Source organism: Paraburkholderia sp. BGA-UO-ETr-F21 (assembly GCF_059567925.1).
Genome location: NZ_JCAQOY010000037.1, coordinates 580,361 through 606,246, shown reverse-complemented (window position 1 = coordinate 606,246; position 25,886 = coordinate 580,361). Strand labels below are relative to the sequence as shown.

Annotated in this window: 25 protein-coding genes; 13 read left to right on the top strand and 12 right to left on the bottom strand. The window is 62.8% G+C overall.

Going from position 1 to position 25,886, the window contains the following annotated elements; genetic code table 11:
- Window positions 1–55 precede the first annotated feature (55 nt).
- The 5 genes from AC57B1_RS26405 to AC57B1_RS26385 form a co-directional block, all read right to left on the bottom strand.
- A complete protein-coding gene (locus AC57B1_RS26405; RefSeq protein WP_408182226.1) occupies window positions 56–502 on the bottom strand; it encodes a lytic transglycosylase domain-containing protein in 447 nt (148 codons plus the stop codon).
- 58 nt (window positions 503–560) lie between these two features.
- A complete protein-coding gene (locus AC57B1_RS26400) occupies window positions 561–902 on the bottom strand; it encodes a hypothetical protein (protein WP_496419132.1) in 342 nt (113 codons plus the stop codon).
- 11 nt (window positions 903–913) lie between these two features.
- Window positions 914–1,222, bottom strand: a complete 309-nt coding sequence (locus AC57B1_RS26395) for a hypothetical protein (protein WP_408299690.1) — start codon at window positions 1,220–1,222, stop codon at window positions 914–916.
- Between the two features lie 322 nt (window positions 1,223–1,544).
- Window positions 1,545–3,356 carry a diguanylate cyclase domain-containing protein gene (locus AC57B1_RS26390; protein WP_408348047.1) on the bottom strand — a complete coding sequence of 604 codons (1,812 nt, stop codon included), beginning with the start codon at window positions 3,354–3,356 and terminating at the stop codon, window positions 1,545–1,547.
- Window positions 3,356–4,492: an ABC transporter substrate-binding protein gene (locus tag AC57B1_RS26385; protein WP_408348044.1), complete on the bottom strand. Its 1,137-nt coding sequence runs from the start codon at window positions 4,490–4,492 to the stop codon at window positions 3,356–3,358. Before AC57B1_RS26385 ends, AC57B1_RS26390 begins: the two co-directional genes overlap by 1 nt.
- Before the next feature lie 502 nt (window positions 4,493–4,994).
- Between AC57B1_RS26385 and AC57B1_RS26380 the strand changes: the two genes are divergently transcribed.
- From AC57B1_RS26380 to AC57B1_RS26370, 3 genes are all read left to right on the top strand, one after another.
- Window positions 4,995–5,237 (top strand): hypothetical protein, encoded by a 243-nt coding sequence (locus AC57B1_RS26380; protein ID WP_496419131.1) that lies wholly within the window; start codon window positions 4,995–4,997, stop codon window positions 5,235–5,237.
- Between the two features lie 421 nt (window positions 5,238–5,658).
- Complete coding sequence (locus tag AC57B1_RS26375; protein ID WP_091802793.1) at window positions 5,659–6,441, top strand: ABC transporter substrate-binding protein; 783 nt, start codon at window positions 5,659–5,661, stop codon at window positions 6,439–6,441.
- 247 nt (window positions 6,442–6,688) lie between these two features.
- On the top strand, window positions 6,689–7,804 hold the full coding sequence (locus AC57B1_RS26370; protein WP_091808806.1) for a succinylglutamate desuccinylase/aspartoacylase family protein: 1,116 nt from the start codon (window positions 6,689–6,691) through the stop codon (window positions 7,802–7,804).
- 86 nt (window positions 7,805–7,890) lie between these two features.
- Here the strand turns inward: AC57B1_RS26370 and AC57B1_RS26365 are convergent, their stop codons facing one another.
- Complete coding sequence (locus tag AC57B1_RS26365; protein WP_091802796.1) at window positions 7,891–8,697, bottom strand: MetQ/NlpA family ABC transporter substrate-binding protein; 807 nt, start codon at window positions 8,695–8,697, stop codon at window positions 7,891–7,893.
- Window positions 8,698–8,993: 296 nt separating this feature from the next.
- Between AC57B1_RS26365 and AC57B1_RS26360 the strand changes: the two genes are divergently transcribed.
- The 8 genes from AC57B1_RS26360 to AC57B1_RS26325 all read left to right on the top strand — a co-directional run bounded on the left by AC57B1_RS26360 (window position 8,994) and on the right by AC57B1_RS26325 (window position 15,810).
- Window positions 8,994–10,157, top strand: coding sequence for a porin (locus AC57B1_RS26360; protein WP_408348038.1), 1,164 nt, complete (start codon window positions 8,994–8,996; stop codon window positions 10,155–10,157).
- 186 nt (window positions 10,158–10,343) lie between these two features.
- Window positions 10,344–10,910, top strand: a complete 567-nt coding sequence (locus AC57B1_RS26355; RefSeq protein ID WP_408348035.1) for a TetR/AcrR family transcriptional regulator — start codon at window positions 10,344–10,346, stop codon at window positions 10,908–10,910.
- Between the two features lie 157 nt (window positions 10,911–11,067).
- Complete coding sequence (locus AC57B1_RS26350; RefSeq protein ID WP_408299641.1) at window positions 11,068–11,496, top strand: organic hydroperoxide resistance protein; 429 nt, start codon at window positions 11,068–11,070, stop codon at window positions 11,494–11,496.
- Window positions 11,497–11,542: 46 nt separating this feature from the next.
- On the top strand, window positions 11,543–12,562 hold the full coding sequence (locus AC57B1_RS26345) for an alpha/beta hydrolase (RefSeq protein WP_091808809.1): 1,020 nt from the start codon (window positions 11,543–11,545) through the stop codon (window positions 12,560–12,562).
- 154 nt (window positions 12,563–12,716) lie between these two features.
- Window positions 12,717–13,397 carry an alpha/beta hydrolase gene (locus AC57B1_RS26340; protein WP_408348032.1) on the top strand — a complete coding sequence of 227 codons (681 nt, stop codon included), beginning with the start codon at window positions 12,717–12,719 and terminating at the stop codon, window positions 13,395–13,397.
- Between the two features lie 160 nt (window positions 13,398–13,557).
- Complete coding sequence (locus tag AC57B1_RS26335; protein WP_496419130.1) at window positions 13,558–13,947, top strand: DUF6232 family protein; 390 nt, start codon at window positions 13,558–13,560, stop codon at window positions 13,945–13,947.
- Between the two features lie 178 nt (window positions 13,948–14,125).
- Entirely contained in the window at window positions 14,126–14,467 is a 342-nt protein-coding gene (locus AC57B1_RS26330) for a hypothetical protein (protein WP_408348026.1), read from the top strand.
- Window positions 14,468–14,718: 251 nt separating this feature from the next.
- A complete protein-coding gene (locus AC57B1_RS26325) occupies window positions 14,719–15,810 on the top strand; it encodes a hypothetical protein (protein ID WP_496419129.1) in 1,092 nt (363 codons plus the stop codon).
- Between the two features lie 108 nt (window positions 15,811–15,918).
- Here the strand turns inward: AC57B1_RS26325 and AC57B1_RS26320 are convergent, their stop codons facing one another.
- Window positions 15,919–18,372, bottom strand: coding sequence for a glycogen/starch/alpha-glucan phosphorylase (locus AC57B1_RS26320; RefSeq protein ID WP_091802822.1), 2,454 nt, complete (start codon window positions 18,370–18,372; stop codon window positions 15,919–15,921).
- Window positions 18,373–19,105: 733 nt separating this feature from the next.
- On the opposite strand from AC57B1_RS26320, the gene AC57B1_RS26315 reads away from it, so the two are divergent.
- Complete coding sequence (locus AC57B1_RS26315; RefSeq protein ID WP_496419128.1) at window positions 19,106–20,473, top strand: MFS transporter; 1,368 nt, start codon at window positions 19,106–19,108, stop codon at window positions 20,471–20,473.
- A 99-nt stretch (window positions 20,474–20,572) separates the two neighbouring features.
- Here the strand turns inward: AC57B1_RS26315 and ltaE are convergent, their stop codons facing one another.
- The 3 genes from ltaE to AC57B1_RS26300 form a co-directional block, all read right to left on the bottom strand.
- The gene (ltaE, locus tag AC57B1_RS26310) at window positions 20,573–21,580 is read right to left on the bottom strand and encodes a low-specificity L-threonine aldolase (RefSeq protein ID WP_091802825.1); all 1,008 of its coding nucleotides are present in this window, start codon (window positions 21,578–21,580) and stop codon (window positions 20,573–20,575) included.
- Window positions 21,581–21,730: 150 nt separating this feature from the next.
- Window positions 21,731–22,501 (bottom strand): peptidoglycan DD-metalloendopeptidase family protein, encoded by a 771-nt coding sequence (locus AC57B1_RS26305; RefSeq protein ID WP_408348014.1) that lies wholly within the window; start codon window positions 22,499–22,501, stop codon window positions 21,731–21,733.
- Window positions 22,502–22,676: 175 nt separating this feature from the next.
- A complete protein-coding gene (locus AC57B1_RS26300) occupies window positions 22,677–22,988 on the bottom strand; it encodes a cupin domain-containing protein (RefSeq protein WP_408348011.1) in 312 nt (103 codons plus the stop codon).
- Window positions 22,989–23,234: 246 nt separating this feature from the next.
- Between AC57B1_RS26300 and AC57B1_RS26295 the strand changes: the two genes are divergently transcribed.
- Window positions 23,235–23,555, top strand: coding sequence for a hypothetical protein (locus AC57B1_RS26295; protein WP_011491138.1), 321 nt, complete (start codon window positions 23,235–23,237; stop codon window positions 23,553–23,555).
- Window positions 23,556–23,769: 214 nt separating this feature from the next.
- On the opposite strand, the gene AC57B1_RS26290 is transcribed toward AC57B1_RS26295, so the two are convergent.
- Both AC57B1_RS26290 and gnd read right to left on the bottom strand, forming a co-directional pair.
- A complete protein-coding gene (locus AC57B1_RS26290; protein ID WP_091802832.1) occupies window positions 23,770–24,087 on the bottom strand; it encodes a DUF4148 domain-containing protein in 318 nt (105 codons plus the stop codon).
- A 265-nt stretch (window positions 24,088–24,352) separates the two neighbouring features.
- On the bottom strand, window positions 24,353–25,762 hold the full coding sequence (gnd, locus tag AC57B1_RS26285; protein ID WP_091802836.1) for an NADP-dependent phosphogluconate dehydrogenase: 1,410 nt from the start codon (window positions 25,760–25,762) through the stop codon (window positions 24,353–24,355).
- Window positions 25,763–25,886 lie beyond the last annotated feature (124 nt).

Genomic DNA, 25,886 nt, shown 5'->3' with positions numbered 1-25,886 from the left:
AGACCTTGATGGCTCGCCGGACGCGCAGTCCGCGCCTGGTGCCTGGTGAGCGGGTTCAGCGCGCGGACGGCAACTGCCCCCACGCCACCAGCACCTTCTGAATTCCGCGCGCATACGCGTCGCGCTGTTTCGGCGTTTCCGAATGGTAGGCGCCGATCGCGCGCCACGTATTGCCGTGCTTGACCATCTTCTGTTTCAGCAGCCAGGCCGCCACATACACGTTCACGCACGGATCGACCAGCGCGCGATGCGGCACCCCTTCGCGCGCGAGGTCGTCGAAGTGAATCGAGTTGATCTGCAACTGACCCACGTCGATCGAGCCATTTGCGTTCTGCCGTATCGCGCTCGCGTCGCCCTTCGATTCGTACCATGCGAGTGCCCGCAGCACCCACGGATTCACGCCCTGATAAGCCGCTGCTTCGTTGAAGCAGTCGTCGGCTGCTTGCGCGGCGCCGCATACCGACAGGCAGGCAAGTGCTGAGAAGACAATCTTCAAGGACATGACGCATCCTTCCGTTTGATAGTGATGCAGCGTGACCCGCGTCGAAGCGCCGGCCGGTTTATTTGGCCAGCGCCAGATCGATCTGCCGTTGCACCGAGTCGAGATACGCATGCGAGGCGTCGGACACGACGATCCGCACGACCGGGGCGGGCGGGCTTCTGCGCTCCTGCGCCTGCGCCGCCACATGCGTTTTCTTTCGATGCGTTACCGGCTTCACCGGCAATTCGTCATCGCCCGCGCCCGGCGGCGGCAGCATGGCCAGCGACGGCAACGGCGGATACACCTTGTCCGCCGCGGCGGGAAACGCGCCGGCGGATTGCAGGTCCGCGCCAGGCTGGCCGGCGAAGGCCGGCGCGCTGAGGAGCATGGCCAGCGCCAGCAAAGTGATGCGAACGGTCACGGTGCCCTCCTTCATTGGACCGTCCTGATCGATACGCTATACGGCTGACCCAATCCGGCGGTGCGGTTCTCGAAGTTCACCCGGGCCGCGCGCTGGGCCGGCACGCCCTTCCACACGGCCTGATTCACGTACGCGAAGTCCTGTCCCAGCGCCGTCACGAGAACGACCGTGGACTGCGGCTGCGCGGCGGCGAGTGCGCCCGCCTTCGCGAGCACGGTGGTGAGTTGCGGATCTCGCGCGCCGAGCGCGTCAGGCGGAATGTCGAAACTGAGCACCTCGTTCGGCGCCTTGTCCGTATGGGCCGCGCTCGGCGGCGGCATCTGGGCGCAGCCGGCGAGCGCGAACACGGCAGCCAGCAACCCTATCTGTCGCTTCACGGAAATCTCCCGTCGATTCATTGCTATAACGGAGTTTTCGGCAACCTCGAGGGAAAGTTGATACGGCGGAAACGCTTCACCGAAAATCAAAAAGACTTGTCTCAAGATCGGCGCAAACGATTGCTTCAACGCTCGGCGAAGCGAAGATCGAGGCAAAGTTGCCTCGTGATTCCGGCAAGAAAAAAGGAGCAGGCGCAGCAGACGGAAAGCAGATCGAAAGCAGCTGGAAAGCTGGCTGGAAAGCAGGATGCGCGTTTTGGCTGCATCAGGCCGTCGGTTCGGCCTCGTGTCCTTGCGTTGCGCCCTCGCCGGCCTGCGCGTGCGCCTCGACCTGCTCGCGCCGGCGCGCGTCGAGCACATCCTGGTAACGCATATACGCGCAACGTCCGCCGGATTTAGCCGCATACATCGCCGCGTCGGCGTTGAGCAGCAATTCTTCCGCCGTGCCGCTGTCGTCGGGAAACTGGCTAATGCCGATGCTCGCGCCCACCGTCATGTTCTGCCCTTCAACCCGGACCTCTTCGTTCAGCGCCTCCATGATGCGCGAGGCGATCGCGGGCGCCGCCTCTGCCGCGCGCGGCCCTTCGATCAGCACGATGAACTCGTCGCCACCCAAACGCGCCACCAGGTCCGCGGAACAGAGCACCTGCTTCAGGCGACGCCCCACGGCGGCGAGCACCGTGTCGCCGACGGAATGGCCGAACTGGTCGTTGATCTGCTTGAAACGGTCGAGGTCGACGAACAGCACGGCGAGGCCTTCCTCTCGCCGCGTGGCTTCCTCGATCGCGCTTTCGAGCTTCTCCATGAACAGGACGCGGTTCGGCAGTCCGGTCAGTCCGTCATGCGTGGCGAGATGCACGAGTTCACGTTGCTTGGCGTGCAGCACGTCCATTTGCGATTTGATTTCGCGGCGCAGCCGGTCGAAGCAGCGCGCCAGCACGCCGATCTCGTCGGTCCGGTTGAGCGGCAGCGTAGGCATGGCGTGTTCGGCGAACAGATGTGTTGCCGCATGCGCGAGCATGTGCAGCGGCTTGGTCAGCGCCCGCGCGAACAGAATGGCGAGGAACAGCGCCAGCACACTGAAAATCAGCACCATGCGCACGATACTGTTGCCAAGCAGATTCGCGCCGGACAGGACGTCTTCGAGCGGCTTGGCGAGACCGAGCACGATGAAGCGGTTGCCCGCCAGATCACCGAAAGGCCTGCGCACGAAAGCGAGTACCTGGCCGGCGGCCTGTTTCGGCCGCGCAAGACCGTCCACCAGCACCTCACCTTGCGACTGTTCGAAGAGCGGCCTCGTGACGGAGAAACTGTCCTGCATCAGCACGCGCCGGCCACGATCGAAGCCGAAGGTTTTCGAGGCATCCGGATGAACGAGGAAATCGCCCCATTCGTTGGCGAGGTAAACCCGATAGTCGCTCGGCAAATCGCTTTGCAGTCGTTTGAACAGCGCCTCCAGATCGATATCGATCACGACGACGCCCACCACGTCGCCATGCGCGTTCGACACAGGCGTGCCGAGCCGCAGCGTAGGCTTGCCCTGGGCTGCATGCGAGCCGTACTCATGGTTCACCGAGATCGGCGAAATGTAAATGCGGCCCGGCGCAAACGTCAGCGTGTCGAATACGTAGGCAAACTGACCTTTCTCCTGCAGGTTCTTCCCTTCGACCCGCACGAGGCCATCCGCGTCGCGGTCGAAGCGGACCAGTTCGAGCCCATAGTGCTGGCGCGTAATCAGCCGGATTTGCAGGTACTCGAGGTGATGCACCATGAAACTGGAATACACCTGCGCCAGCCGTTCGCGGGCCGCGTTGGGGCCGACGCCGTCGTCGGTCTGCGCGATGTCCGCCGTGGACGGCATGCTCGCGAGCACCAGCGCGTCGGAGCCGACATCGTCGATCGAGGCGGAAAAGCGCTGGCCCAGCAATTCCGTCGACGTGAGCAGGCTGCGCCCGGCTTCGTTCACGAGCATCGTGCGGTTCGCACGATACGCGTAATAGCCGGTCGCGCCCGACGCGAGCACGCCGATGCACGCGAGCAGCACGGATAATTTGAAGGTCAGCCCGGGGCGTATCATCAAAAACGCTCCGACCGGTCCCCGGACACGATTCTGGCCCACAGGTCCTCGCGTCGCTGAGTATTTTCCACCGGACCGATCCACACGATACGCGCGTTATCGCTGTTTTCCACGGGCGCCGTCAACGTATTGGCGAGCCCCTGGCGTTGTGTCAGCAATGCGCTGACGTCCGGTTCGAGCATGTAATTGATCCACGCGAGCGCAAGCGGCTGATCGGCCGCCGCGCGTGTCATCGACCAGCAATCCAGCCATGCGAGCGCGCCCTCGTCGGGAATCACATAGCCCACGTCGGCGCCCGCCCGGCGCAGCAACTCGACCTGCTGGGTGCCGTAGTTGCCGAACATCAACGCAACCTTATGCTGGATGAAAAACGCGGTCGCCTCCTCGGGCAACGTGTAATAGGTCAACAGATTGCGGCGCAGATCGACGAGCTTGTGAGCAATCGTGCGCATTTGCGCGGCATCGAGTTGAAAGGGATGGGAATAGCCCAGCGCCAACGCAGTGAACGAGAAATTGTGCTGCGCACTGTTGAAGTCGAGCACTTTGCCGCGGTAACGCGGATTCCACAATTCGCGCATGGAGCGCGGCGCCACGGCGACCTGCTTGCGGTCGTAGATCAAGCCCATCGACGAGTACGTGAACGGAATGGCGTATGCCTTGCCGCCCGACGTGATGCCGCTAATCGAGGCAAGCGCCTGAAAGCGCGGCAATTGTTTTCTGGTGTTCGGCAACCTGGCGAGGTCGAGCGGCGCCAAAAGATTCGCCTCGGTATAGCGCTGGATTTCGGCGGTGTTGGCGGCGAGCACGTCGAAGGGCGGCGTCCCTTTCGCATGCATCTGCGCCCATAGCGCCTCGTCGGAATCGACCAGCGTGACTTCCACGCGGGCCTTGTAACGCGCCTCGAAACGCTTCACCACGTCGGCGTCAGCGTAGCCTGGCCACGCGAGCACGCGCAGGACGTTGTCGTCGGCTTTGACCGGCGCGGCCGCACAAAGGCCGACGGAAAAAACCACGCCGGGTAGAAATGTCAAAAGTCCCAGACAAACGCTGCGACCCAATAAATAGGCGCGCGCAAAAACGCCGATTCGTGATTGAAAGAATCGTTTACAAACGCGCTTTTCATCTGCTGCAAACATTATGTGCATACACAACCGTCTAGCAGAAGACCTGATGGCGAGCGTCGACGCACGGAATCGATCCGCGGACTGTCGTCCGGCGACATTCTTCAGACAGATACGCTCTGCGTGAGGCGTTGGGCCGGGCGCGAGGAGCAACGATGATAGCGCTAAGAAAACCATTTTTGGTTGTCGGCTTCGCCGAGTCGAACAAATTCCTTCAAACGGGATACAGCAAGCGCGCTCATCTGCATTTAACGGCAGTTTATGCGGAATCTTTAACTCGACTACCGCCGTTTGAAACACATGAACCCGTGAAGCACGAGCGATCTGCGTAACAACACGTAAGAGTCGCGGCTAAATTGTGCGAGGACAAACCCGGCGACACATTGCTAAAGAAACGCCGCACGAATGCCGATAAACGTTCGCCTGCCCAGTCCGCCGCCGGCGGTCGACGGCAGCGTCGCGCGATGGCGCGCGGCCTGTCTTCCGGGCAGTCGACGAGTCGGACAAGAAACAGACAATGCGCCTGAGCAAAATAGAGTGGGTATGGGTGGCCGTGGCGGCCGGATCGATTGCGTGCTTCGGCAGCTGGCTTCAGGGCGAAATGAATCGTGCGGCACTCGAGCGCACCCGGCGCGAAGCCCAGGACATGCGCGGCACCTGCGCGGGTATGTCCGCACAGGACGCGCAGATGATGGACAAGGGCGCACTGTGGTGCGGTGAGGTCGGCGCAGAACGCGCGGATTCGCTCGCCAAGGAGTGAATCGCCGTCTTGTGCTCTGCCTGCGCTGGCGCGCGTGAGAACGCGTGGGACCGCGTGGAATCGCGCACCATCCAGGCAGCCGCGACAACCGCGACGTGACGCACGCACGCACGCAAATTAGCCAACTTCATTACTGCGGCATTACGTGCGCGACACGTACGCGAGACGAGCGGACCTTGCCACCCGATACGCATCAGCGACGCTTTCGCATCTCCACCACATTCACGCATTAGAAGCCAGCCTCTTGCGCCATCCGGTGTTTCACTAGCTACCCAATCTTTTTGAACTGATAAGCTTGGCGCGCGCTGCTGGCCGCCCCGGCTGGCAGCTTCAACCCAAGCCCGGTCGTGAGTCGCGCCGGGTGCCCCGCAGCGGCACAACCGCATGCGGGCGTATTTGAACTACACCGAGGAGTAAAACAGTGAAAAAACTGCTAGCGGCTTTGACGGTTGCTCTGCTTGCTACCGTCTCGATTGGCGCACACGCTAAAGATTGGTCGACCATCCGTTTCGGCGTTGACGCCAGCTACCCCCCGTTTGAGTCGAAGGGCTCGGACGGCAAGCTCGTTGGCTTCGATATCGACCTCGGCAATGAAATCTGCGCGCGCCTGAAGGCCAAGTGCGTGTGGGTCGAAAACGACTTCGACGGCATGATCCCGGCCCTGAAGGCGAAGAAGTTCGACGGCGTGCTGTCGTCGATGTCCATGACGCCGCAACGCGCCGAGCAGATCGCTTTCTCGAACAAACTGTTCAACACCCCGACGCGCCTCGTGGCGAAGAAGGGTTCGGGCATCCTGCCGACGGCTGACTCGCTCAAGGGCAAGACGGTTGGCGTGGAACAAGGCACGATCCAGGAAACGTACGCGAAGACGTACTGGGAAGCGAAGGGCACGAAGGTCGTGCCGTACCAGAACCAGGATCAGGTCTACGCCGACTTGCTGTCGGGCCGTCTGGACGCAGCGCTGCAAGACGCAGTGCAAGCTGAAATCGGCTTCCTGAAGACGCCGCGCGGCGCCGGCTTCGACTTCGTCGGCAAGAACCTCGACGATCCGAAGATCCTCGGCAACGGCGCAGGCATTGGCATGCGCAAGGAAGACACCGATCTGAAAGCGAAGGTCGACAAGGCAATCGCCGACATCATCAAGGACGGTACGTACAAGAAGCTCGAGAAGAAGTACTTCGACTTCGACGTGTACGGCGGCTAAGCTGGCCATGCGCGTCTGACGACGCGCCCTGCCGGTTTGCAGAAACGGGCTCCGCCACAGGCGGAGCCCGTTTCATTTACGGCGCCGCATAAAACCACACACTGCGTCATATCGGCTAAGATCGTGCGATCGAGGCGCCCGCAAAGCGCCGCCCGCCGGCCCGAGACTGACCGGCTATCAAGCAAGTTTCCCCACTGTTATCAACGAGATAGCGCGGCACGCCCAGTTGGCCGCGGATTTGAAAACCATGCAAACCCAAACCCATCCGCTGATTGCTCCGACGCTCGGCACCGCCCGCAACCTGACGAGTTTCCACTACGGTCCGGGCGGCGGCCAGAAGATTTACATCCAGTCGTCGCTGCACGCCGACGAACTGCCCGGCATGCTGGTCTCGTGGGCACTGCGCCGCAAGCTGACGGCGCTGGAAGCGGCCGGCAAGATTCGCGGCGAAGTCGTGATCGTGCCGGTGGCCAATCCGATCGGCCTGAATCAGCACTTTCTCGGCCATCTGACCGGGCGTTTCGAAACCAACACGGCCCAGAACTTCAACCGTAATTTCCACGATCTGTCGGCGCTGGTGCAGCCGGTGATCGAGTCGCGCCTGACCGACAATCTCGACGCAAACCGCACGGCGATCCGCACGGCCATGCGCGAGGCGCTCGACGCGCAAACGCCGCAGACCGAACTCGAATCGCAGCGCCTCGCGCTGCAAAAGCTTTCATACGACGCCGACGTCGTGCTCGATCTGCATTGCGACTGGGAAGCGGCGATGCACCTCTACACGAACCCGGACCTGTGGCCGGAAGTCGAGCCGCTCGCCTGCTACCTGGACGCCAAGGCATCGCTGCTCGCGCTCAATTCGGTGGGCAATCCGTTCGACGAAATTCACAGCTTCTGCTGGTCGGATCTGCGTGGCCGCTACGGCGACCGCTTCCCGATTCCGAACGGCTCGATCTCGGTCACGATCGAACTGCGCGGCCAGCGCGAAGTGTCGTACGAGTACGCCGAGCATGACGCGCAGGCGATCATCGAATACCTGACCTCGCGTGGCGTGATCGACGGCACGGCTGCCGCGCTGCCGCCGCTCGAATTCGCCGCCACGCCGCTCGCCGGCGCCGAGCCGATCGTCGCACCGATCAGCGGCGTGCTGGTGTATCGCTGTGAAGTCGGCACCTGGGTCGACGTGGGTCATGAGATCGCCGATATCGTCGATCCGCTGACGGAGCAAGTCGTCACGCTCAAGAGCAGCGTGGCCGGCGTGCTGTACGCACGGCATTTGACGCGCTTTGCGACGGCCGGTCTGGAATTCGCGCGCATTGCCGGTGCGAAGGCGTTCCGCAGCGGCTCGCTGTTGAGTAACTAAGCCAGCAATCTCGGTTGTGCCGCAATGCAAATCGCCCGCTGAAACAGCGGGCGATTTGCATTTATGCGGCATCAGTCAAACCGTGCTCAGAAAGCCGGGATGATCGCGCCTTTGAATTGCGTATCGATGTACTTGCGCACTTCGTCCGATTCGTACGCCGCCACCAGCTTCTTCACCCACGGCTGATTGCGATCCTGCTCGCGCACCGCGATCAGATTCGCGTACGGGCCTTTCAGGTCTTCGATGGCGATTGCGTCTTTGGTCGGTTGCAGGCCGGCCTTGACCGCGTAATCGGTATTGATCGAAGCCGCGTCGAGGTCGCCGAGCGCACGCGGCAATTGCGCGGCATCGAGTTCCACCAGCTTGATCTTCTTCGGATTTTCAGCGACATCGAGCGGCGTCGCGTTCACGCCGTTCGTGCCGACGCCCGGCTTCAACTTGATCACACCGTACTTCTGCAAAAGCAGCAGCGCGCGATTGCCGTTGGACGGGTCGTTCTGGATGCCGACCTTCGCGCCTTCCGGCAAGTCCTTGAGCGACTTGAGTTTCTTCGAATAGAAGCCCATCGGCGACACATAGGTCAGGCCGACGTTGACGATTTTGTAGCCGCGCTGCTTGATCTGACTGTCGAGAAACGGCTGGTGCTGAAAGCCGTTGGCGTCGAGGTCGCCAGCGTCGAGCGCGGCGTTCGGCTGCACATAATCGTTGAATTCGATGACTTTGACGTTCAGACCTTCGCGCGCCGCCACTTTCGTCACGACCGACCAGATTTGCGCGTCCGGGCCGCTCATCGTGCCGATCTTGAGTTGTTTGTCGTCCGCGTGCGCGAACGTGGCCGTCAGCGAAAAGGCGGCGATGGCGAGCAGGTTCTGGAGGATTGTCCGGCGTTGCATGCGTCGTCCTACATGTGATGTGTTGGTAGGCGCGCATCGTCGCATGCGGCTGTGACGGCGGAAAACCAATCGTTTTTCACACGCTTATATGCACGAGCGGGAAAAAGCTTATACGCGCGTGCCCTGCTCGATTTCAGCTGGCGAAGCTATGTGAGTGTCGCGCGCACACGACAGATTCGGAAAATAAGCAAAGCTGTCACATACCTTACTCTGCGTTCCCTTAAATTTCGGGCCATCGCACGACCCGGCCAAAGAGCCCGGCTTCGCGATCGCTTAATTTTTAATCGGAGAAAGTCTTGAACAAAAAAGTATTTGCCGCCGCTACTCTCGCCGTCTTCGCCTCCGCTGCTCACGCGCAAAGCAGTGTCACCCTGTACGGCCTGATCGACGCCGGTATCAGCTACGTGAACAACTCGAAGACCGCAACGGGCCACGACAACCTCTTCAAGTACGACGACGGCGTCGCACAAGGCAGCCGTTGGGGCCTGCGCGGCACGGAAGACCTGGGTGGCGGCCTGAAGGCGCTGTTCGTGTTGGAGAGCGGATTTAACAGCGGCAACGGCACGCTCGGCCAGGGCGGCGCGCTGTTCGGCCGTCAGGCGTTTGTCGGTCTGTCGCAGAACGGCGTCGGCTCGCTGACGTTCGGCCGTCAGTACTCGTTTTCGACGGACTATCTGGGCGGCAACTACTCGACCGGCGGCCAGACCGTCGCGGGTAACTACGCTTACCACATCAACGACGTCGACCAGTTGACGTCGAGCCGTATCAACAACGCAGTCAAGTTCAGCAGCGCGAATTTCGCGGGCCTGACCTTCGGCGCGATGTACGGCTTCTCGAACCAGGCTGGCGCATTCGCCGGCGCGCCGGCAACCGGCACGACCGCTGCACCGGTCGCGGGTTCGTCGCGCGCTTACAGCTTCGGCTTGAACTACGCAAACGGCCCGTTCGGCGTTGGCGCGGCATATACGGACATCCGTTATCCGGGTCAGGCAACCCCGACGTTCTCGACGGCCATGGCCAACGTGACGACGGGCACGGTCCGCGATCTGCGCACGTTCGGCGTGGGTGGCCGCTACTCGATCGGCGCGGCGACGCTGTGGGCGTTGTATACGAACACGCGCTTCGAACCGATGTCGGGCAGCTCGACGACGTTCACCGCGTACGAAGCGGGCGCGAAGTACGCGTTCACGCCGGCACTGACGGCAGGCGCGGGCTACACGTACATGCACCTGAGCGACGCGAGCACCGGCCACTGGAACCAGGTGGACCTGAGCGTCGACTACGCGCTGAGCAAGCGTACGGACGTGTATGCACTGGGTATCTATCAGATCGCCGCCGGCCGCAACAAGGGCCAGGATCTGCAGGCGCAGATCGGTTCGAGCACGAGCTACTTCAGCACGTCGGGCACGGGTTCGGACAACCAGCTGGCGTTCCGCGTCGGTATCCGTCACAAGTTCTAAGCGGTTTTCTCTCTGCAGGGAACGCGAATTCCTTGCTGGATTGAGAGTCTGGAAAAACGCCCTGCGGGGCGTTTTTCTTTTGGGACGACACAAGGACGTTCGCCGTACCCCACCCCACACCCCACTTCTTCTTTAGATGCAAAAAATCCGCTTGACTATCTATCTAGTAGTAGATAAAGTTCACTCATGGAAACGACCCCGACAGTCCGCGAGCAGATTCTCGATCACGCCATCACGTTGATGATGCAGCATGGCTACAACGGTTTCAGCTACCGCGATCTGTCCGAACTGGTCGGCGTCAAGACTTCGAGCATCCACTACTATTACCCGTCGAAAGACGATCTGGTGCTGGAGGCGGTCAACGAATACAGCAAGGAAGTGCTAGCTGCGCTGCACGCGATCGACGCCAAACTGCCGGCCAATACGAAGCTCAGCAAGTACACCCGGCTGTTTGGCAAAACGCTCGGCGACGGCGACCAGATTTGTCTGTGCGGCATGCTGGCGTCGGATATCGCGTCGTTGCCGGAGAACATTCGTGAGGCGATTCAGGCGTTTTTCAAAGCCAACGAAAAGTGGCTGGCGCAAGTGCTCGCACAAGGCGCGCAGGAGCGCACGCTGGTAGTGAACGGCAAGCCCGAGGCCGCCGCGCGTGCGCTGTACGCCGCGTATCAAGGCAGTGTGCTCGCAAGCCGGTTGTTCGGAACGAAGGCCCGGCTGGAAGATGTAGAAGCATCGTGGAAGAAATCGCAGTAGAACTGTTACGGAGGTGGGCATCCGCCTCTTTATTTTTATCTTGCAGTCTACCTATAAGTAGATAGACTGCAAGCATGAGTTACCGGCGCGGATCACGCGTCCTTTTTTAGCCTCATTTATCTATCTAGTAGTAGATACCCAACTGAAGGAGTTGACCATGACCAAGATCGACAACGTGCTGTACCGCGCTCACGCCAAGGCAACCGGTGGCCGTGACGGCCGCGCCGTGGTGCCCGAAGGCAACCTCGACCTGAAGCTGACCACGCCGAAGCAACTCGGCGGTGCCGGTGGCGAGGGCACCAACCCTGAGCAACTGTTCGCGGCCGGCTACAGCGCGTGCTTCGTCGGTGCGATGAAGTTCGTCGCGGCGCGCGAGCGCATCGCGATTCCCGCTGACGTTTCCGTCGAGGGCAGCGTCGGCATCGGCGCGATCCCGAATGGCTTCGGAATCGAAGTGGAGTTGAAGATCTCGCTGCCCGGCATGGCGCAAGACGCGGCGCAGGCGCTCGTCGACAAGGCGCACATCGTGTGTCCGTATTCGAACGCTACGCGCAACAACATCGCCGTCACGCTCACGCTCGTCTAATCCCAAGCCCTCTTCCTGACTATTGCGCTCACCGGAGTTCATCATGATCAAGTTCGTCCCAGTGCTGCTGGCCTCTGCCCTCGCCTTCGGTTCCGCTTTTGCGGCAAGCCCCGCTGCACAAGCCACCCCTGACCGCGTAACGTCCGGCTTGCTGAGCGCGTTAAACAGCGGCAAGGGTCCCGCGATCAATACCTTGCCGCCTGCCCAGGCACGGCAAGTCCTGGTCGATGCACAGAACGGCGTGAAAGTCGATCTGTCGGGTATCGACGTCTCCAACCGCACCATCGAGCAGGACGGCATCAGCGTGCCGTTGACGATCGTCCGTCCGCACGGCGCAAGCGGAACGTTGCCCGTGTTCATGTTCTTCCACGGTGGCGGCTGGATACTCGGCGACTTCCAGACTCACGAGCGTCTGGTGCGCGATCTGGTGGTGCAATCGGGCGCCGTCGCGGTCTTCGTGAACTACACGCCTTCGCCGGAGGCTCGCTATCCGGTCGCGATCAACCAGGCCTATGCCGCCACGAAGTGGGTTGCCGCGCACGGCGACGAAATCGGCGTGGACGGCAATCGCCTCGCCGTGGTCGGCAACAGCGTCGGCGGCAACATGGCGGCGGTGGTGAGCCTGATGGCGAAAGACAAGCAAGGCCCGGCAATCCGTTTCCAGGGATTGATGTGGCCCGTCACGGACAATAATTTCAACGACGGTTCGTACAATCAGTTCCAGCAAGGCCACTTTCTGACCCGGCCGATGATGAAGTGGTTCTGGGACGCCTACACGAAGGATCCGAAGCAGCGCAACGAGATCTATGCGTCGCCGCTGCGCGCAACGACGGAGCAGTTGAAAGGCTTGCCGCCGGCGCTGATTCAGGTCGCCGAATCCGACGTGTTGCGTGACGAAGGCGAAGCTTACGGCCGCAAGCTCGACGCAGCCGGTGACGAAGTGGCCACTGTCCGTTACGACGGCACGATTCACGACTTCGGCCTGCTCAACGCGCTGGCTGAAGATGCGCCGACCAAAGCGGCCACGCGGCAACTCGCTAACGAACTGAAGCAACGTCTGCAGTAAGGCCCGCAATAACGCCCGCAGTAATGGCCTTTGGCAAGCGGCTGCGGCGCGGGTATCGTCGATACTCGCGCCGCGGCTGATCCGGCTCGCACGCTATGCGGTATCGTGCTGGTTCCGATCATCCGACCATGCCGACGCCAGGGAGCAGCACGCCATGACCACCACGCCGCAGACCATTGAAATCGAAACCGCACCGAATCCTGAATTTGCCGTGATCCTCCTGCATGGTCTCGGTGCCGACGCCAACGACTTCGTGCCGCTGGTGCCGGAATTGCGTCTCGCCAATGGACCCGCCGTGCGTTTTGTGTTTCCCAACGCGCCGGAGATGGCGGTGACCGCGAACAACGGCTACGTGATGCGCGCGTGGTACGACATCCGCTCGTTCCAGTCGATCGAGCGCCAGGTCGACGAGGCGGGCATCGAAGCCTCTTGCGCATCCGTGCGGCAACTGATCGCCGGGCAGAACGAGCGCGGCATTCCGACCTCGAAAATATTTCTCGCCGGCTTTTCGCAGGGCGGCGCGATGACATACACAGCAGGACTCACGCATGCGGCGACGCTTGGCGGGTTGATCGTCATGTCAGGTTACTTGCCCTCCAGATCCTTTATCCAGCGTCACCTCGCACCCGCGAACCACGCAACGCCGATCTTTGCCGCGCACGGCGAATATGACGAGGTATTGCCGATCCAGCTCGGCGAGGCCGCGCGCGACTTTGCGCTGGCGCAGGGCAACAAGGTCGAGTGGCATGCTTATCCGATGGAACATTCCGTGTGCGGTGAAGAAGTCGCCGCACTGCGCGCGTGGCTCGGTGCGCGTATCGCGGCACTGGCGTAGAGCGCCGGGGCGCGCCGGACTCTTTCAGAATCTTGCGGCGGCAGCGGCCGGTCGCCCGCACCGCCTCGCGATCCACCTGACCGACGTCAAGAAATCCCGCACCTTCAGGCATTTGAAGTCTGGTACGCTGCGCCCTTTGCTACCGCTTGAATTGGACTCGATGGAAACCCCTTTCAATGATCGTGGCGTGTCGGTCACGCGCAATGCACTCTCGGCCGCCGGCCAGGTCTTTCCGCTGCGCGATATCGTGAGCGTGCAGGTCGTCACCGTGCAGAAGAACAAGGCCTTGCCACTCGCGATTTCGCTCGTCGGCCTCGCCGGCGCTATTGTCGGCGGGATATTGCGCTCGCCAGTCGGCATGGTGTGCGGCACGATGCTGGCCGTGGTCGGCTGGCTCACCTGGGCAACTCAGGACATCACCCATCGCCTGATGGTGCAAACCGCGAACGGCGAGTGCGAAGCGCTGATGAGCACCGATCGCGATTTCGTCGAGCGCGTCGGCGCGGCCGTGAACGAGGCGAAAAGCGCGGCCGCGGCGCCACAGGTCTGAAGCCGGGCTCAGCCGGACAGTACGCCGTGTGCGGCATGGGATGCGTCAAGTTGCCGCCCGGCGCGTTAACACAAAATTGATTCGCTTCGCAGCAGCTTTTGCGCTTCCTTGAGGCGTGCGTCGTTAGAGTGGGCTGGTCTCAACAACGCGCGCCGCCCGCCGGGTCGGCGCAATCACGATGTTCACTTCCGTTGCAACGTCCGATCCCTCCGCCACGCGTAACTCGCGCACGCCGCGCATGGCGCGCCGCACGCATGTGGTCGTGCCGCTCGTCATTATCGAAGTCACCGTGCCCGGCACCTCGTCGGCCAACGGGCGGCGCGCGCTACACGCCGCGCTCGGCGAAGATCTGCGTCTCTATGTCGTCACCGTCGACCAGCAACGCGAGCGCGTGACGTTTCGCGTGGAAGTGACCTCCCGCACCCTCGACGACGTGATCGGCCTGCTGACCGTCGCGCTCGATCGCGCTACGCTTGGCCGCGCGCAGGCAACCGTGATCCGTCGTCCGCGCGAACATTGACGTAGATCGAAACTTGCATGCGCCGCTTTCCCGCCGCATGCAAACCTTCACACATCTTTGCAATTGCACTCGAGTGGCCATGTAGAGTCGCCGCTCCTGTTATTGCGTGTTCCTTCCCGCAGGCCTGCACGCGTCGCGGTTTCACTGTCCACGCAGGGGCAATCCAGTGAGATTGCTCCCGCGTGCTGTCCGCCTCGCTGCTCGCGATGCCTCGCCTTCGTCAGGGACCGCCTTTTTGCAAAGCGTAATCTATGCTCCTGTCGTCTCCTCGCGCCGCGCGCCGGCATTTGCGCCTCAGCGGGCGCCGTTCTGGCGCGGCCGCGCTCGTCATCACAACAGCGCTCGTCGCGCTAAGCGGCTGCGCTGTCACCTTCCCCACTCCCACGCCGCCTGCGCCCGCTGCCACGCTGCTCAACGGCGGCAACGACGGCCTGCTGATTCCGCTGCAGGTGGATCGCGCCGACAAAGACCAGGCGCGCCTCGGCGTGCCGATCCAGCTCGACGGCAAGGCGGTCTACATGGCACTCGACACGGGCACGCAAGGCGTGCGCGTGCTGAAGTCGGTCTTGCCCGCCACCGCCTATCCGAACGCCGGGCCGGTGAGTTCGCTGCCGTTGACGAACGGCGCACAAGTCTCCGGCGCCGCCGTGAAAATACCGATGAGCATTGCGGGGACGAAGCCCGCGCAGATCGACGCGCAAGCCGTGGACGTGGTGAACTGCCAGTCCACCTCACGGCACTGTGTGGGCATGGACGGTTACACCGCTGAATTCGGCTGGGCGTTTTCCGGCCTATTCGGCATCGGCGCGGCGCAACCGGACGACACCTGCTGCACGCAACCGCTGCGCGCGCTGCCCGGCAACATCGGCCAACGCTACCTGGTGCATGCGAACTTCACGAAGCCTTACCTCGTGCTGAGTCCGTCGAACGCAATCACGAAGGACTACACGATGGTGCCGATGACCGTCTTGCAGGACGGCACGGCGCAATGGCCGAGAGGTTGCGTCAACGTTGGCGACAAGATGACCTTCTGCGCGCCGCTGGTGTTTGCCACGGCGAGTAGCGACATGATCCGCATCGAAATGGACAAGGCGCCGAACTGGACCGGCGACGACGACATCGGCAAGGTGCTCAATCAGGGCAACTACAATGCGGCGGTGGGATCGGGCAAATGGGTGCATCGCTATGAAGGCGCGCAGGTCACGATCGTCAAGGCGAAACCGGGCGCCGACCGCATCGTGATCGGCCTGATGGGCATGCAGAATATCGACGTGCTGTTCGACTTCCCGCACGGCCAGATAGGCCTGCGTGCCGCACGCGAGGTCGAGAAGCTCGCGCAGTAAGCACCGCGGCGGCGAGAGCCACTGCCACAGCCAGCGAAATGAAAAGGCCGCGCGACACACCATCGCGCGGCCTTTCCGCTTAAGCCTCGCACCGGAGCGCTCAGTTCGCTAATCGATCTCGAGCGGACTCACATGCCAGATGTTGCGTGCATATTCGCCGATCGTGCGATCCGACGAAAACTGCCCCATGCCCGCCACATTCTCGATCGCGCTGTCGGTCCACGCGCGCTTGTCGACGAAGCGCGCGTCCACTTCGTTCTGCGCCTTCGCGAACGCGGCAAAATCGGCCAGCACCATGTAGTGATCGCCCCAGTCGACCAGGGTGTGGAAAATATCCGAGAAGCGCAGCGGATCGTCCGGCGAAAAGAAACCCGTGCGGATCTGGTCGAGCGCCATGCGCAGCTCGGGGTTCTCTTCGTAGATTTGACGCGGCCGGTAGCCGGTGGCGCGCAGGCTGTCCACTTCGTCGGCGGTATGGCCGAAGATGAAGATGTTCTCGCGCCCCACCGCATCGCAGATCTCGATGTTCGCGCCGTCCATCGTGCCGATCGTCAACGCGCCGTTGAGCGCGAGCTTCATGTTGCCGGTCCCGGATGCTTCCGTGCCCGCCATCGAAATCTGCTCCGACAGATCAGCGGCAGGAATGATCAGTTCTGCCACGCTTACGCCGTAGTTCGGCACGAACACCACTTTCAGGCGGTCGCCGATCAGCGGATCGTGATTGACCTTCTGACTGACATCGCCGATCAGCTTGATGATGGTCTTCGCCATCCGGTATGCGGACGCGGCCTTGCCGGCGAACAGCACCACGCGAGGCACCCAGTCACGCTCGGGATGCGCGCGAATCTGGTTGTAGCGCACGATCACGTGCAGCACGTTGAGCAGTTGCCGCTTGTATTCGTGAATGCGCTTGACCTGCAGATCGAAGAGCGCATCCGGATCGAAACGCAGCTTGGTGTGATGGGCGAGGCGATGCACGAGCCGCAGCTTGTTCTGCCGTTTCGCTTCACGGAAGGCTTCAATAAAGCCGCTGTCGTTGCGCAGGTTACGCAGTTGCTCCAGCTCGAACAGATTGGTGCGCCAGTGCTTGCCGATCTGCTGGTCGATTAGCGACGACAGCGACGGGCTCGCCTGGGCGAGCCAGCGGCGCGGTGTGATGCCGTTCGTGACATTGGTGAAGCGGTCCGGGTAGATGCGCGCGAAGTCGGCGAAAATATCGCGGGTCATCAGTTGCGAATGCAGCTTCGACACGCCGTTCACCTTCTGGCTCGCAACGATCGCCAGATAGGCCATCCGCACGCGGCGCTGCCCGTATTCGTCGACGAGCGAAATGCGGCGGATCATCTCGCCGTCATGCCCCGAATGCTCGCTGACATGCTTGAGAAACTGCGCGTTGATCTCGAAGATGATCTCGAGATGCCGCGGCAACAGGCGCGCGAGCATCTCCACGTCCCACGTTTCGAGCGCTTCGGGCATCAGCGTGTGATTCGTGTACGAGAAAATCTGCGTGACATGCTTCCACGCCTTATCCCACTGCAGATGATGGACATCCACCAGCAAACGCATCAGCTCGGGAATCGCCAGCACGGGGTGCGTATCGTTCAGATGCACCGCCACCTTTTCGGAGAAGCGGCCGAACGTGCTGTGCGTGCGCTGATAGCGGCGAATCAGATCCTGCATGGTCGCCGAAACGAAAAAGTATTCCTGACGCAGACGCAGTTCGCGGCCGGCCGGCGTCGAGTCGTCCGGATACAGCAGGCGCGAGACGTTCTCTGACATGTTCTTCGTGTCGACTGCGTTGCGGTAGTCGCCGCGATTGAACGCGCCCAGATCGAGCTCTTCGGTCGCGCGCGCCGACCACAGGCGCAGCGTGTTGGTCGCGTCCGTGTCGTAACCGGGAATGACGGTGTCGTAGGCGGTGGCGTTCACGTGCTCCGTGTCGATCCATTCGACATGCTCGCCACGCTGCACCGTGCGCCCGCCGAAGTGAACCATATACGTGACTTCCGGCCGTGGAAACTCCCACGGATTGCCCGCGCGCAACCAGTAGTCCGGCGCTTCGACCTGCTCGCCGTTGACGATCTCCTGACGGAACATGCCATATTCGTAACGGATGCCGTAGCCGAAACCCGGAATGCCGAGCGTCGCCATCGAATCGAGAAAGCAGGCGGCGAGCCGGCCTAGGCCGCCGTTGCCGAGCGCGGCGTCCGGCTCGATATCGGTCAGCGCCTCCATATCGACGCCCAGACTCGCAAGCGCTTCCTTCATCTGGTCGTGGATGCCGAGCGCCAGCAAGGCATTCGTAAAGGTCCGGCCGATCAGGAATTCCATCGACAGGTAGTAGACGCGCTTCACGTCCTGTTCGTACTGCAGGCGCGTGGTCTTCATCCAGCGCGCGACGAGCCGGTCGCGCACGGCAAGCGCCGCGGCATGCAGCCAGTCATGCGGATGCGCGGTGACGGCGTCCTTGCCGACACCGTACATCATGCGGTTGGAAATTGAGCGCCGTAGCGCGTCGACGGTACTGTTGAGCTGGTCGAATTCCAGATCGACGGCTGTCATCGAAGCCTCCGGGGAAAGAGCGACGCGGCATACGCGAACCGCACAGATGACGGACGGGAGGCGCGTGCCGGTCAGGCGGGTTAAGAATCAGAGTAGGACATTCTACGGCCACCGGGCACCGGCGAGCGCGAGCGCTTGCTCACGCACATGCCATGCCCGCCGACACACGGTAGCACACCGCTTTTTCGCACACGGGCGGTGCAACGCGCGTGTGGATGGCACTGCGCGCGTGCATCGGCTGCGCAAAACAGGCAAACGATTGCGTATCTCCAGATGCGCGGTGAGTGAAAGCAATGCCATTATTTTTTCGCGGCATGACGCGCGGATGAATGCGGCTATGGACCAGGTGTGTGGTGGAATGAGAGCGCATCGTCTGCCAGGCGGTTGTGCCAGAAGGCGTGTCACAACGTGCGCACCGGTCAGTTCGTGGACGCCGCCCGGGCTTGACCGTTAGTTGCAATATAAACCGTGAGATCGATGCGCTCCGCGCCGTCGTCTTCAGCACGATTTCCGCGCCTCTGTAACAATCGCTACATTCGCCGCGCGCCCTGCCCTGATACGCTTCAAAACCGCCGGATTCAGGCTACGCGCGCCTATCGCCACGCAACCCCTGCCGTTCGCGCACCACGCTTCTCGACTCGTGCTGCGCGTCGGCATGCCTAACCCGACGAGCCACGCCTTGTCCGACAAACCCAGCGCAACCGCAGCCCAGCCCTTCCCCGCAGACGCCCCGATGTCCGCCGCCAACCGCCGCGCAATGGCCGCGATCATGCTCGCCGTCGCGCTCGCCACGCTCGACACCGCCATCGCCAATACCGCGCTGCCCGCCATTGCCGCCGACCTGCATGCGGCGCCCGCGGCGTCGGTGTGGATCATTAACGCGTATCAACTCGCGATGGTCGCGACACTCCTGCCGCTTGCCGCGCTCGGCGATATCGTCGGGCATCGGCGGATCTATATCAGCGGCATTGCGCTGTTCACGCTGGCATCGCTGGCGTGCTCACTCGCGTCGACGCTGCCGCTGCTCACCGCCGCGCGCGTCGTGCAAGGCCTCGGCGCGAGCGCGATCATGAGCGTGAATACCGCGTTGATCCGCTATCTGTATCCGCCCCACCGGCTTGGACGCGGCCTCGGCACCAACGCGCTGATCGTCGGCGTGTCGTTCGCGGTCGGGCCGACGGTGGCTTCGTTGATTCTGTCCGTCGCCGCGTGGCCCTGGCTGTTCGCCGTCAACGTGCCGCTCGGCCTGCTGGCTTTGGGCTTCGCATGGCCGGCCTTGCCGCACACCGAACGCGGCAGGCACAACTTCGATCCGGTTGCCGCGCTCCTGAATGTGGTCACGTTTGCCGCGCTGATCTTCGCGCTCGGCGAGGCGGCCCAGCGAGCCTCGACGCAACTGGTGCTGAGCGCCGCGGCGATCGCGCTCGTGTTCGGGCTGTTGCTGATTCGCCGCGAAGCCGGCCACCCGGCGCCGATGCTGCCGGTCGATCTGTTCCGGCGGCCGGTATTCGCGTTGTCGGCGGTGACTGCGGTTTGCTCGTTTGCCGCGCAAGGGCTGGCGTTCGTCTCGCTGCCGTTCTACTTCGAGGACGTGCTGCATCGCAGTCAGGTCGAAACCGGCTTTCTAATGACGCCGTGGCCGGTGGTGGTCGCGCTCGCCGCGCCGCTGGCGGGCAATCTGTCCGATCGCTATCCGCCGGGGCTGCTCGGCGCGATCGGCCTCGCGGTGATGTCGGCCGGGATGGCTTCGCTCGCGCTGTTGCCGGTTCATCCGCACGTGCTCGACATCGGCATTCGCATGGCAATTTGCGGCGCGGGCTTCGGCTTCTTCCAGTCGCCGAATCTGAAAGCGTTGATGGCGAGCGCGCCGCCCGAGCGCAGCGGCGGCGCCAGCGGGATCGTTGCGACCGCGCGGCTGCTCGGGCAGACCACCGGCGCCGCGCTGGTCGCGTTGAGCTTCGGGATTGCGGGCCGGCACGGCCCGACGCTGGCGCTCAGCACCGGCGCCTTCTTTGCGGGCGCGGCGAGTCTGGCAAGCGGGTTGCGTTTGCTGGCGCCGTCACATCGGTCGGGTGTGCATGCGAAAGCGTCGATGAAATGAACAAAGCGGGCGCCCTGGGGTGACAGTGCGGCCGCTTTGTTTTTGGTGCTTTACTTCTGGTGCTTTGCCTACCCAACCGCGCGCCACACCGCCAGCCACTTACCGCGCCGCGAAATACGCCTTCACCGCAGCGATGAACGTATCGATATCTCCGCGCGACACATCCTTATGCGTCACGAATCGCGACGCATACAGCATCTGCGTGAGAATACCGCGCTCCTTGAGCCACGCTTCGAGCGGCGCGCAATGCTGCTGCGGAAACTGGGCGAAGACCATATTGGTCGCGACCGACTGCACCTTGACGTGCTCGATGCCTTCCAGACCCGCTGCCAGATGCGCGGCGTGCGCGTGGTCGTCAGCGAGACGCTCGACGTTGTGATCGAGCGCGTACAGGCAAGCGGCCGCCAGGATGCCGGCCTGACGCATGCCGCCGCCCAACACCTTGCGCCAGCGGTGTGCCACGTCGATCAGCGCCTGGCTGCCGACCAGCACTGAGCCGACCGGCGCGCCGAGTCCCTTCGAAAAACAGATCGAGATCGAATCGAACGGTTCACACAATGCCGCGACCGGCTTGCCCGACGCGACGGCCGCGTTGTAGACGCGTGCGCCGTCGAGGTGAACGGACAGCCCGCGTTGACGCGCAAGCTGCACTGCCTCCGTGACATAAGCAGCCGGCAGCACCTTGCCGCCGATGGTGTTTTCCAACGCCAGCAGCCGCGTGCGCGCGAAATGGTTGTCGATGGGCTTGATCGCGGCGGCGATCTTCTCCAGCGGGATCGAACCGTCCGCGGCATTCTCGAGCGGCTGCGGCTGGATGCTGCCGAGCACTGCGGCGCCGCCGCCTTCGTACTTGTAGGTGTGAGCCAATTGCCCGACGATGTATTCGTCGCCGCGCGCACAGTGCGCCATCAAGGCAGCGAGGTTGCTTTGCGTGCCGCTCGGGAAGAACAGACCCGCCTCCTTGCCGGCGCGTTCGGCAGCCGTGGCCTGCAGACGCAGCACGGTGGGGTCGTCGCCCCAGACGTCGTCGCCCACTTCGGCGGCCGACATGGCCGCGAGCATCGCCGGACTCGGACGGGTTACGGTATCGCTGCGCAAATCGATCATTGTGTGTCCCTGTGCGTCTATGAATGACAGCCTGCGACGGCCGGTCGCCACACCGCTGCGTCGCTGCCGACGGGCGAGCCCGCCGCAGGCAGTTCAGCCACACAGTATATTCAATTAACGCTGCGCTGAAATCGCGCTAAACAGGAAGCTTCATCCGCCCGGCTTCGGCAGCCAGGCAAGCGGATCGACGGGCTGGCCGTTCTGACGGACCTCGAACTGGATCGACGCGACGCCGCGGCTGTCCACCCCGACTTCGCCGATGGTTTGCCCTTGCGCGACCGCGTCACCTTCCTTGACCAGCAGCGTGCTGTTCTGCCCGTAGGCGGTAATCAACGAATCGTCGTGTTTGATGATGATGAGCGGGCCGTACGCTTCGATACCCGAGCCCGCGTAGACCACGCGGCCGGTGGCGGCCGCCTTGACCGGATCGCCCGGCCGTCCGCCGATCACGATGCCGTTCGACTTGCCCGGCGCGAACGCTCTGAGCACCGGCCCTCGAACCGGCCATTGCAACACGCCTTGCTGTGGCCCGGCGGACGCCGTGGGCGCGCCGGGCGCCGTAGCGGGACCATTCGGCGCGACGGCGACTGGCGGCGTCACCACACTGCCCGAGGCCATTGGCGGAGACACCCGCAGCACTTGCCCCGGATTGACCGCGGCGTTGGCCGCGAGGCCATTCCACGCCGCGATTTCCTGAGGTTTATGGCCGTAAGCCGACGCAATTGCGCCGATCGTGTCACCCGGATTGACCCGGTAGAAACCGGCGGGAACAGGAACCGTGCTGAGCGTGGTCGGCCGGGACGGCGTGCTGCTGTAAAACGGCGTGCTGTCCCACGGCATCGTCGTGCAGCCGCTGAACATCACGCCGAGCGCGGCGACTGTCAGCCACCGGGTCCCCGTCAATTGCCATGGTCTTGTCATGTGATTTTCCTCGACTCTTTGTTCAATCAATCGGATTCAATCGATGGCCAAGCATTTGCCGTGCCGCGCGTCGCGCGCGCTCTCCCACGCCCTCGCAGGCGCCGCGGCGGCTCTCCATTATGCCGCCGCGCGCGACGATCACCGCGCCGGTATGGCACCGCCCTTCCGCCAACCTTCAGACGCTGCCCTCCGACTCGACTACCAGAATGCGCGCCGCGCCGATCGGATGTGCCACATGTTCGGTACCCACCGCGGCGTAAAACACGTCGCCCGTTTCCAGAACGGCCGACTTTTCGACTCCGCCCTCGCGATAGCGCATCTCGACGCGGCCATCGAGCACGGCGAACACTTCCTCGCCGTCGTTGACATGCCACTTATAGGGTTGATCGGTCCAATGCAGCCGCGTCGTAATGCCGCCCATGTTGGCGATATCGAGCGCGCCCCAGGCGCGCGTCGCGGTGAAATCCTTGCTGCGAATGATCTTCATGGTCACCAGACAGTTGAGAAGAAACAACGCCGCCAGTCGCGGCCCGTCGGGCGCGGCATTCTGGCCCGACCGGTGCGAGCCCCGCGGCGGCAGGCCTCATTATAGGTGTGGCAGGCGGGCTGCTCGCCGCCAACGGGCCGTGCGGCCGATTCGTGTGACCATTGAATCATTGGAGCCCTGGCCTATACTCAGTCTTGCTGTCTGCACGCCATAAGCTAACGTCTGAAATCTGCGAGGGAGTTGAGGATGAACAAAGCCACTTTTCTGGCCGTGCAACTCAACGTCGACGATATCGCGGCGTCGCCGGGTCTGGTCGAGCTTTTGAACACGCACCTGGTTTTCGCCGCCGACGTGGCCGAAGCCGCCGACGCGCTGGTACAACTGGCCAGCGTCGCCGGGTTGTCGAGTGGCGTGGAAGCGAGCGTCGAGATTCCGGCTGTGGCGATCGAGCGTTTGCGCGAGGCGCTCGACAATCTGAGCGGCTACGACGAATCCTGGCTGCTGGCCCTCGAACCCAGCCGCGCCTTGTTCGATGAAATAGGCCGCCGGCATCGCTCGCTGCATTAAGACGTACTCCCCGCCCACACCCGCCGTGCCACGACCCCGGCGCGCATTCGCGGGCGCCGCTGGTCCGCCGCTTTTTTCACCGCCCGGCCCGCCACAGATGCGTGCGCCCCCAAGCCGCGCCGTAAACGACAAACGCCGCCCGGCAATCCGGACGGCGCTTCCATTTGCGCGTCGCCTGTCAGCCAGGCGACCTTTCCATCACATTCGGCACGAATTAGTTGCCGAAGTAGACCGAGTTACGGTCGTTGCTGCTCAACGGACGGCCGGCTTGCGAACTGCCGGCGATAGGTGCGCCGTAGCCGCTATTCACTGCTTGGGCAGTACCGTTCTGGGCATCGACGCGAGCCTGAGCGGCCTGCAGGTTAGACGGGTAGTCGGTATGATCGCCCACCGGGTTGTAGCCGGCCTTTTCCAGTTGAACCAGTTCAGCGCGGACTTGAGCGCGCGTAACCGGCTGGTTCGATTGAGCAAAAGAAGCAACAGGAGCAACCAGAGCGGCGGCAACGACGACTGCAGAGATAAGGGACTTCATGATGTAAACCTCCAGAACTTGTTTTAATGCGCCTGGGACTTGGTGTCCCGCAGCGGTTAAGTAGAAGTTTAGGAGTGTCGACACCTAGGGGAAACCCCTAAAACGACGAAACTCTATTTCAAAAATAGCAATAGTAGACGGCGCATCGCTCGTCCAGCCTGCCTCTGCGCCGCCCTTCAGCAACAATTTCCTGTCCCGAAGTTAAAGCGCCTGCGCAGCCCGGCACGTCTTGCCGCAAGGACACGCCGGGCTGCCATTCAAACGCTCAGCTCCAGTTCGCGTGGAAGCTGCCCGGCTTGTCGGTGCGTTCGAAAGTGTGCGCGCCGAAGAAATCGCGTTGTGCCTGCACCAGGTTAGCCGGCAGGCGTTCCGAGCGATAGGCGTCGAAATACGCGATTGCCGACGCGAAAGCCGGTACCGGCACGCCCGCGTTGATCGCCGCGATCACGACTTCGCGCAAGGCCGACTGGTAGTTCTTCGCAATGTCGCGGAAATACGGATCGAGCAGCAGATTGGCGATCGCTTTGTCCTTCGTATAAGCGTCCGTGATCTTTTGCAGGAAGCGGGCGCGGATGATACAGCCGGCGCGGAAGATCTTCGCGATCGTGCCGAAATCCAGATCCCACTTGTACTCTTCCGAGGCGGCGCGCAGTTGCGCGAAACCTTGCGCGTACGAGATCACCTTGCTGAAGTACAACGCGCGGCGCACCGACTCGATGAACGCCTGACGCTCGGCGGCGAGCGGCTTGGCCGCCGGGCCCTCCAGCACTTTGCTCGCGGCCACGCGCTGCGTCTTCAGCGACGACAGCACGCGCGCGAAGACGGCTTCCGTAATCAGCGGCAGCGGCGCGCCGAGGTCGAGCGCGTTCTGGCTGGTCCACTTGCCGGTGCCCTTCTGCGCGGCGCGATCGAGGATCACGTCGACCAGATCCTTGCCGGTTTCTTCGTCTTTCTTGCTGAAAATCTTCGAGGTGATTTCGATCAGATAGCTGTCGAGCTCGCCCTCGTTCCACTCGGTGTAGACCTTGCCCAACTCTTCGTTCGAGAGTCCGACCACCTGCTTGAGCACCGCGTAGCTTTCCGCGATCAGCTGCATGTCGCCGTATTCGATGCCGTTGTGCACCATCTTCACGAAGTGGCCCGCGCCGTCCGGTCCCATATAGGCGACACACGGTTCGCCGTCCGGCGCCTTGGCGGCGATTTCGGTGAGGATCGGGGCCACGAGGTCATAGGCGTCGCGCTGGCCGCCCGGCATGATCGACGGACCTTTCAATGCGCCTTCCTCACCGCCCGAGACGCCGGTGCCGATGAAATGCAGGCCGGACTTGGCGAGATCCTGATTGCGGCGGATCGTGTCGGTGAAATGCGTGTTGCCGCCGTCGATCAGAATGTCGCCCTTGTCGAGGAGCGGCTTCAACTGGTTGATCGTGGCGTCGGTGCCCTCGCCTGCCTTGACCATCAACAGAATGCGGCGCGGCTTTTCCAGCGACTCCACGAATTCTTCCAGCGTAAAGGCCGGCACCAGCTTCCTGTCCGGATATTCGGCGACGAGTTCGTCGGTTTTTTCGCGGCTGCGGTTGTACACCGACACCGCGTGGCCGCGGCTCTCGATGTTGAGCGCCAGATTGCGGCCCATGACCGCCAGCCCCACCACGCCGATTGCCTGTTTGCCCATGTGAATTCTCCAGAGTCCAAAAAATGTCGTGACGCCGCGCCGGAAGGAACGTCGGCGGGCGTCGAGGGTGAAAGAATAAAAGAATTGCCGGCTTGCCGCTCGCCGGCAGGCAGCGGGCGGCGCA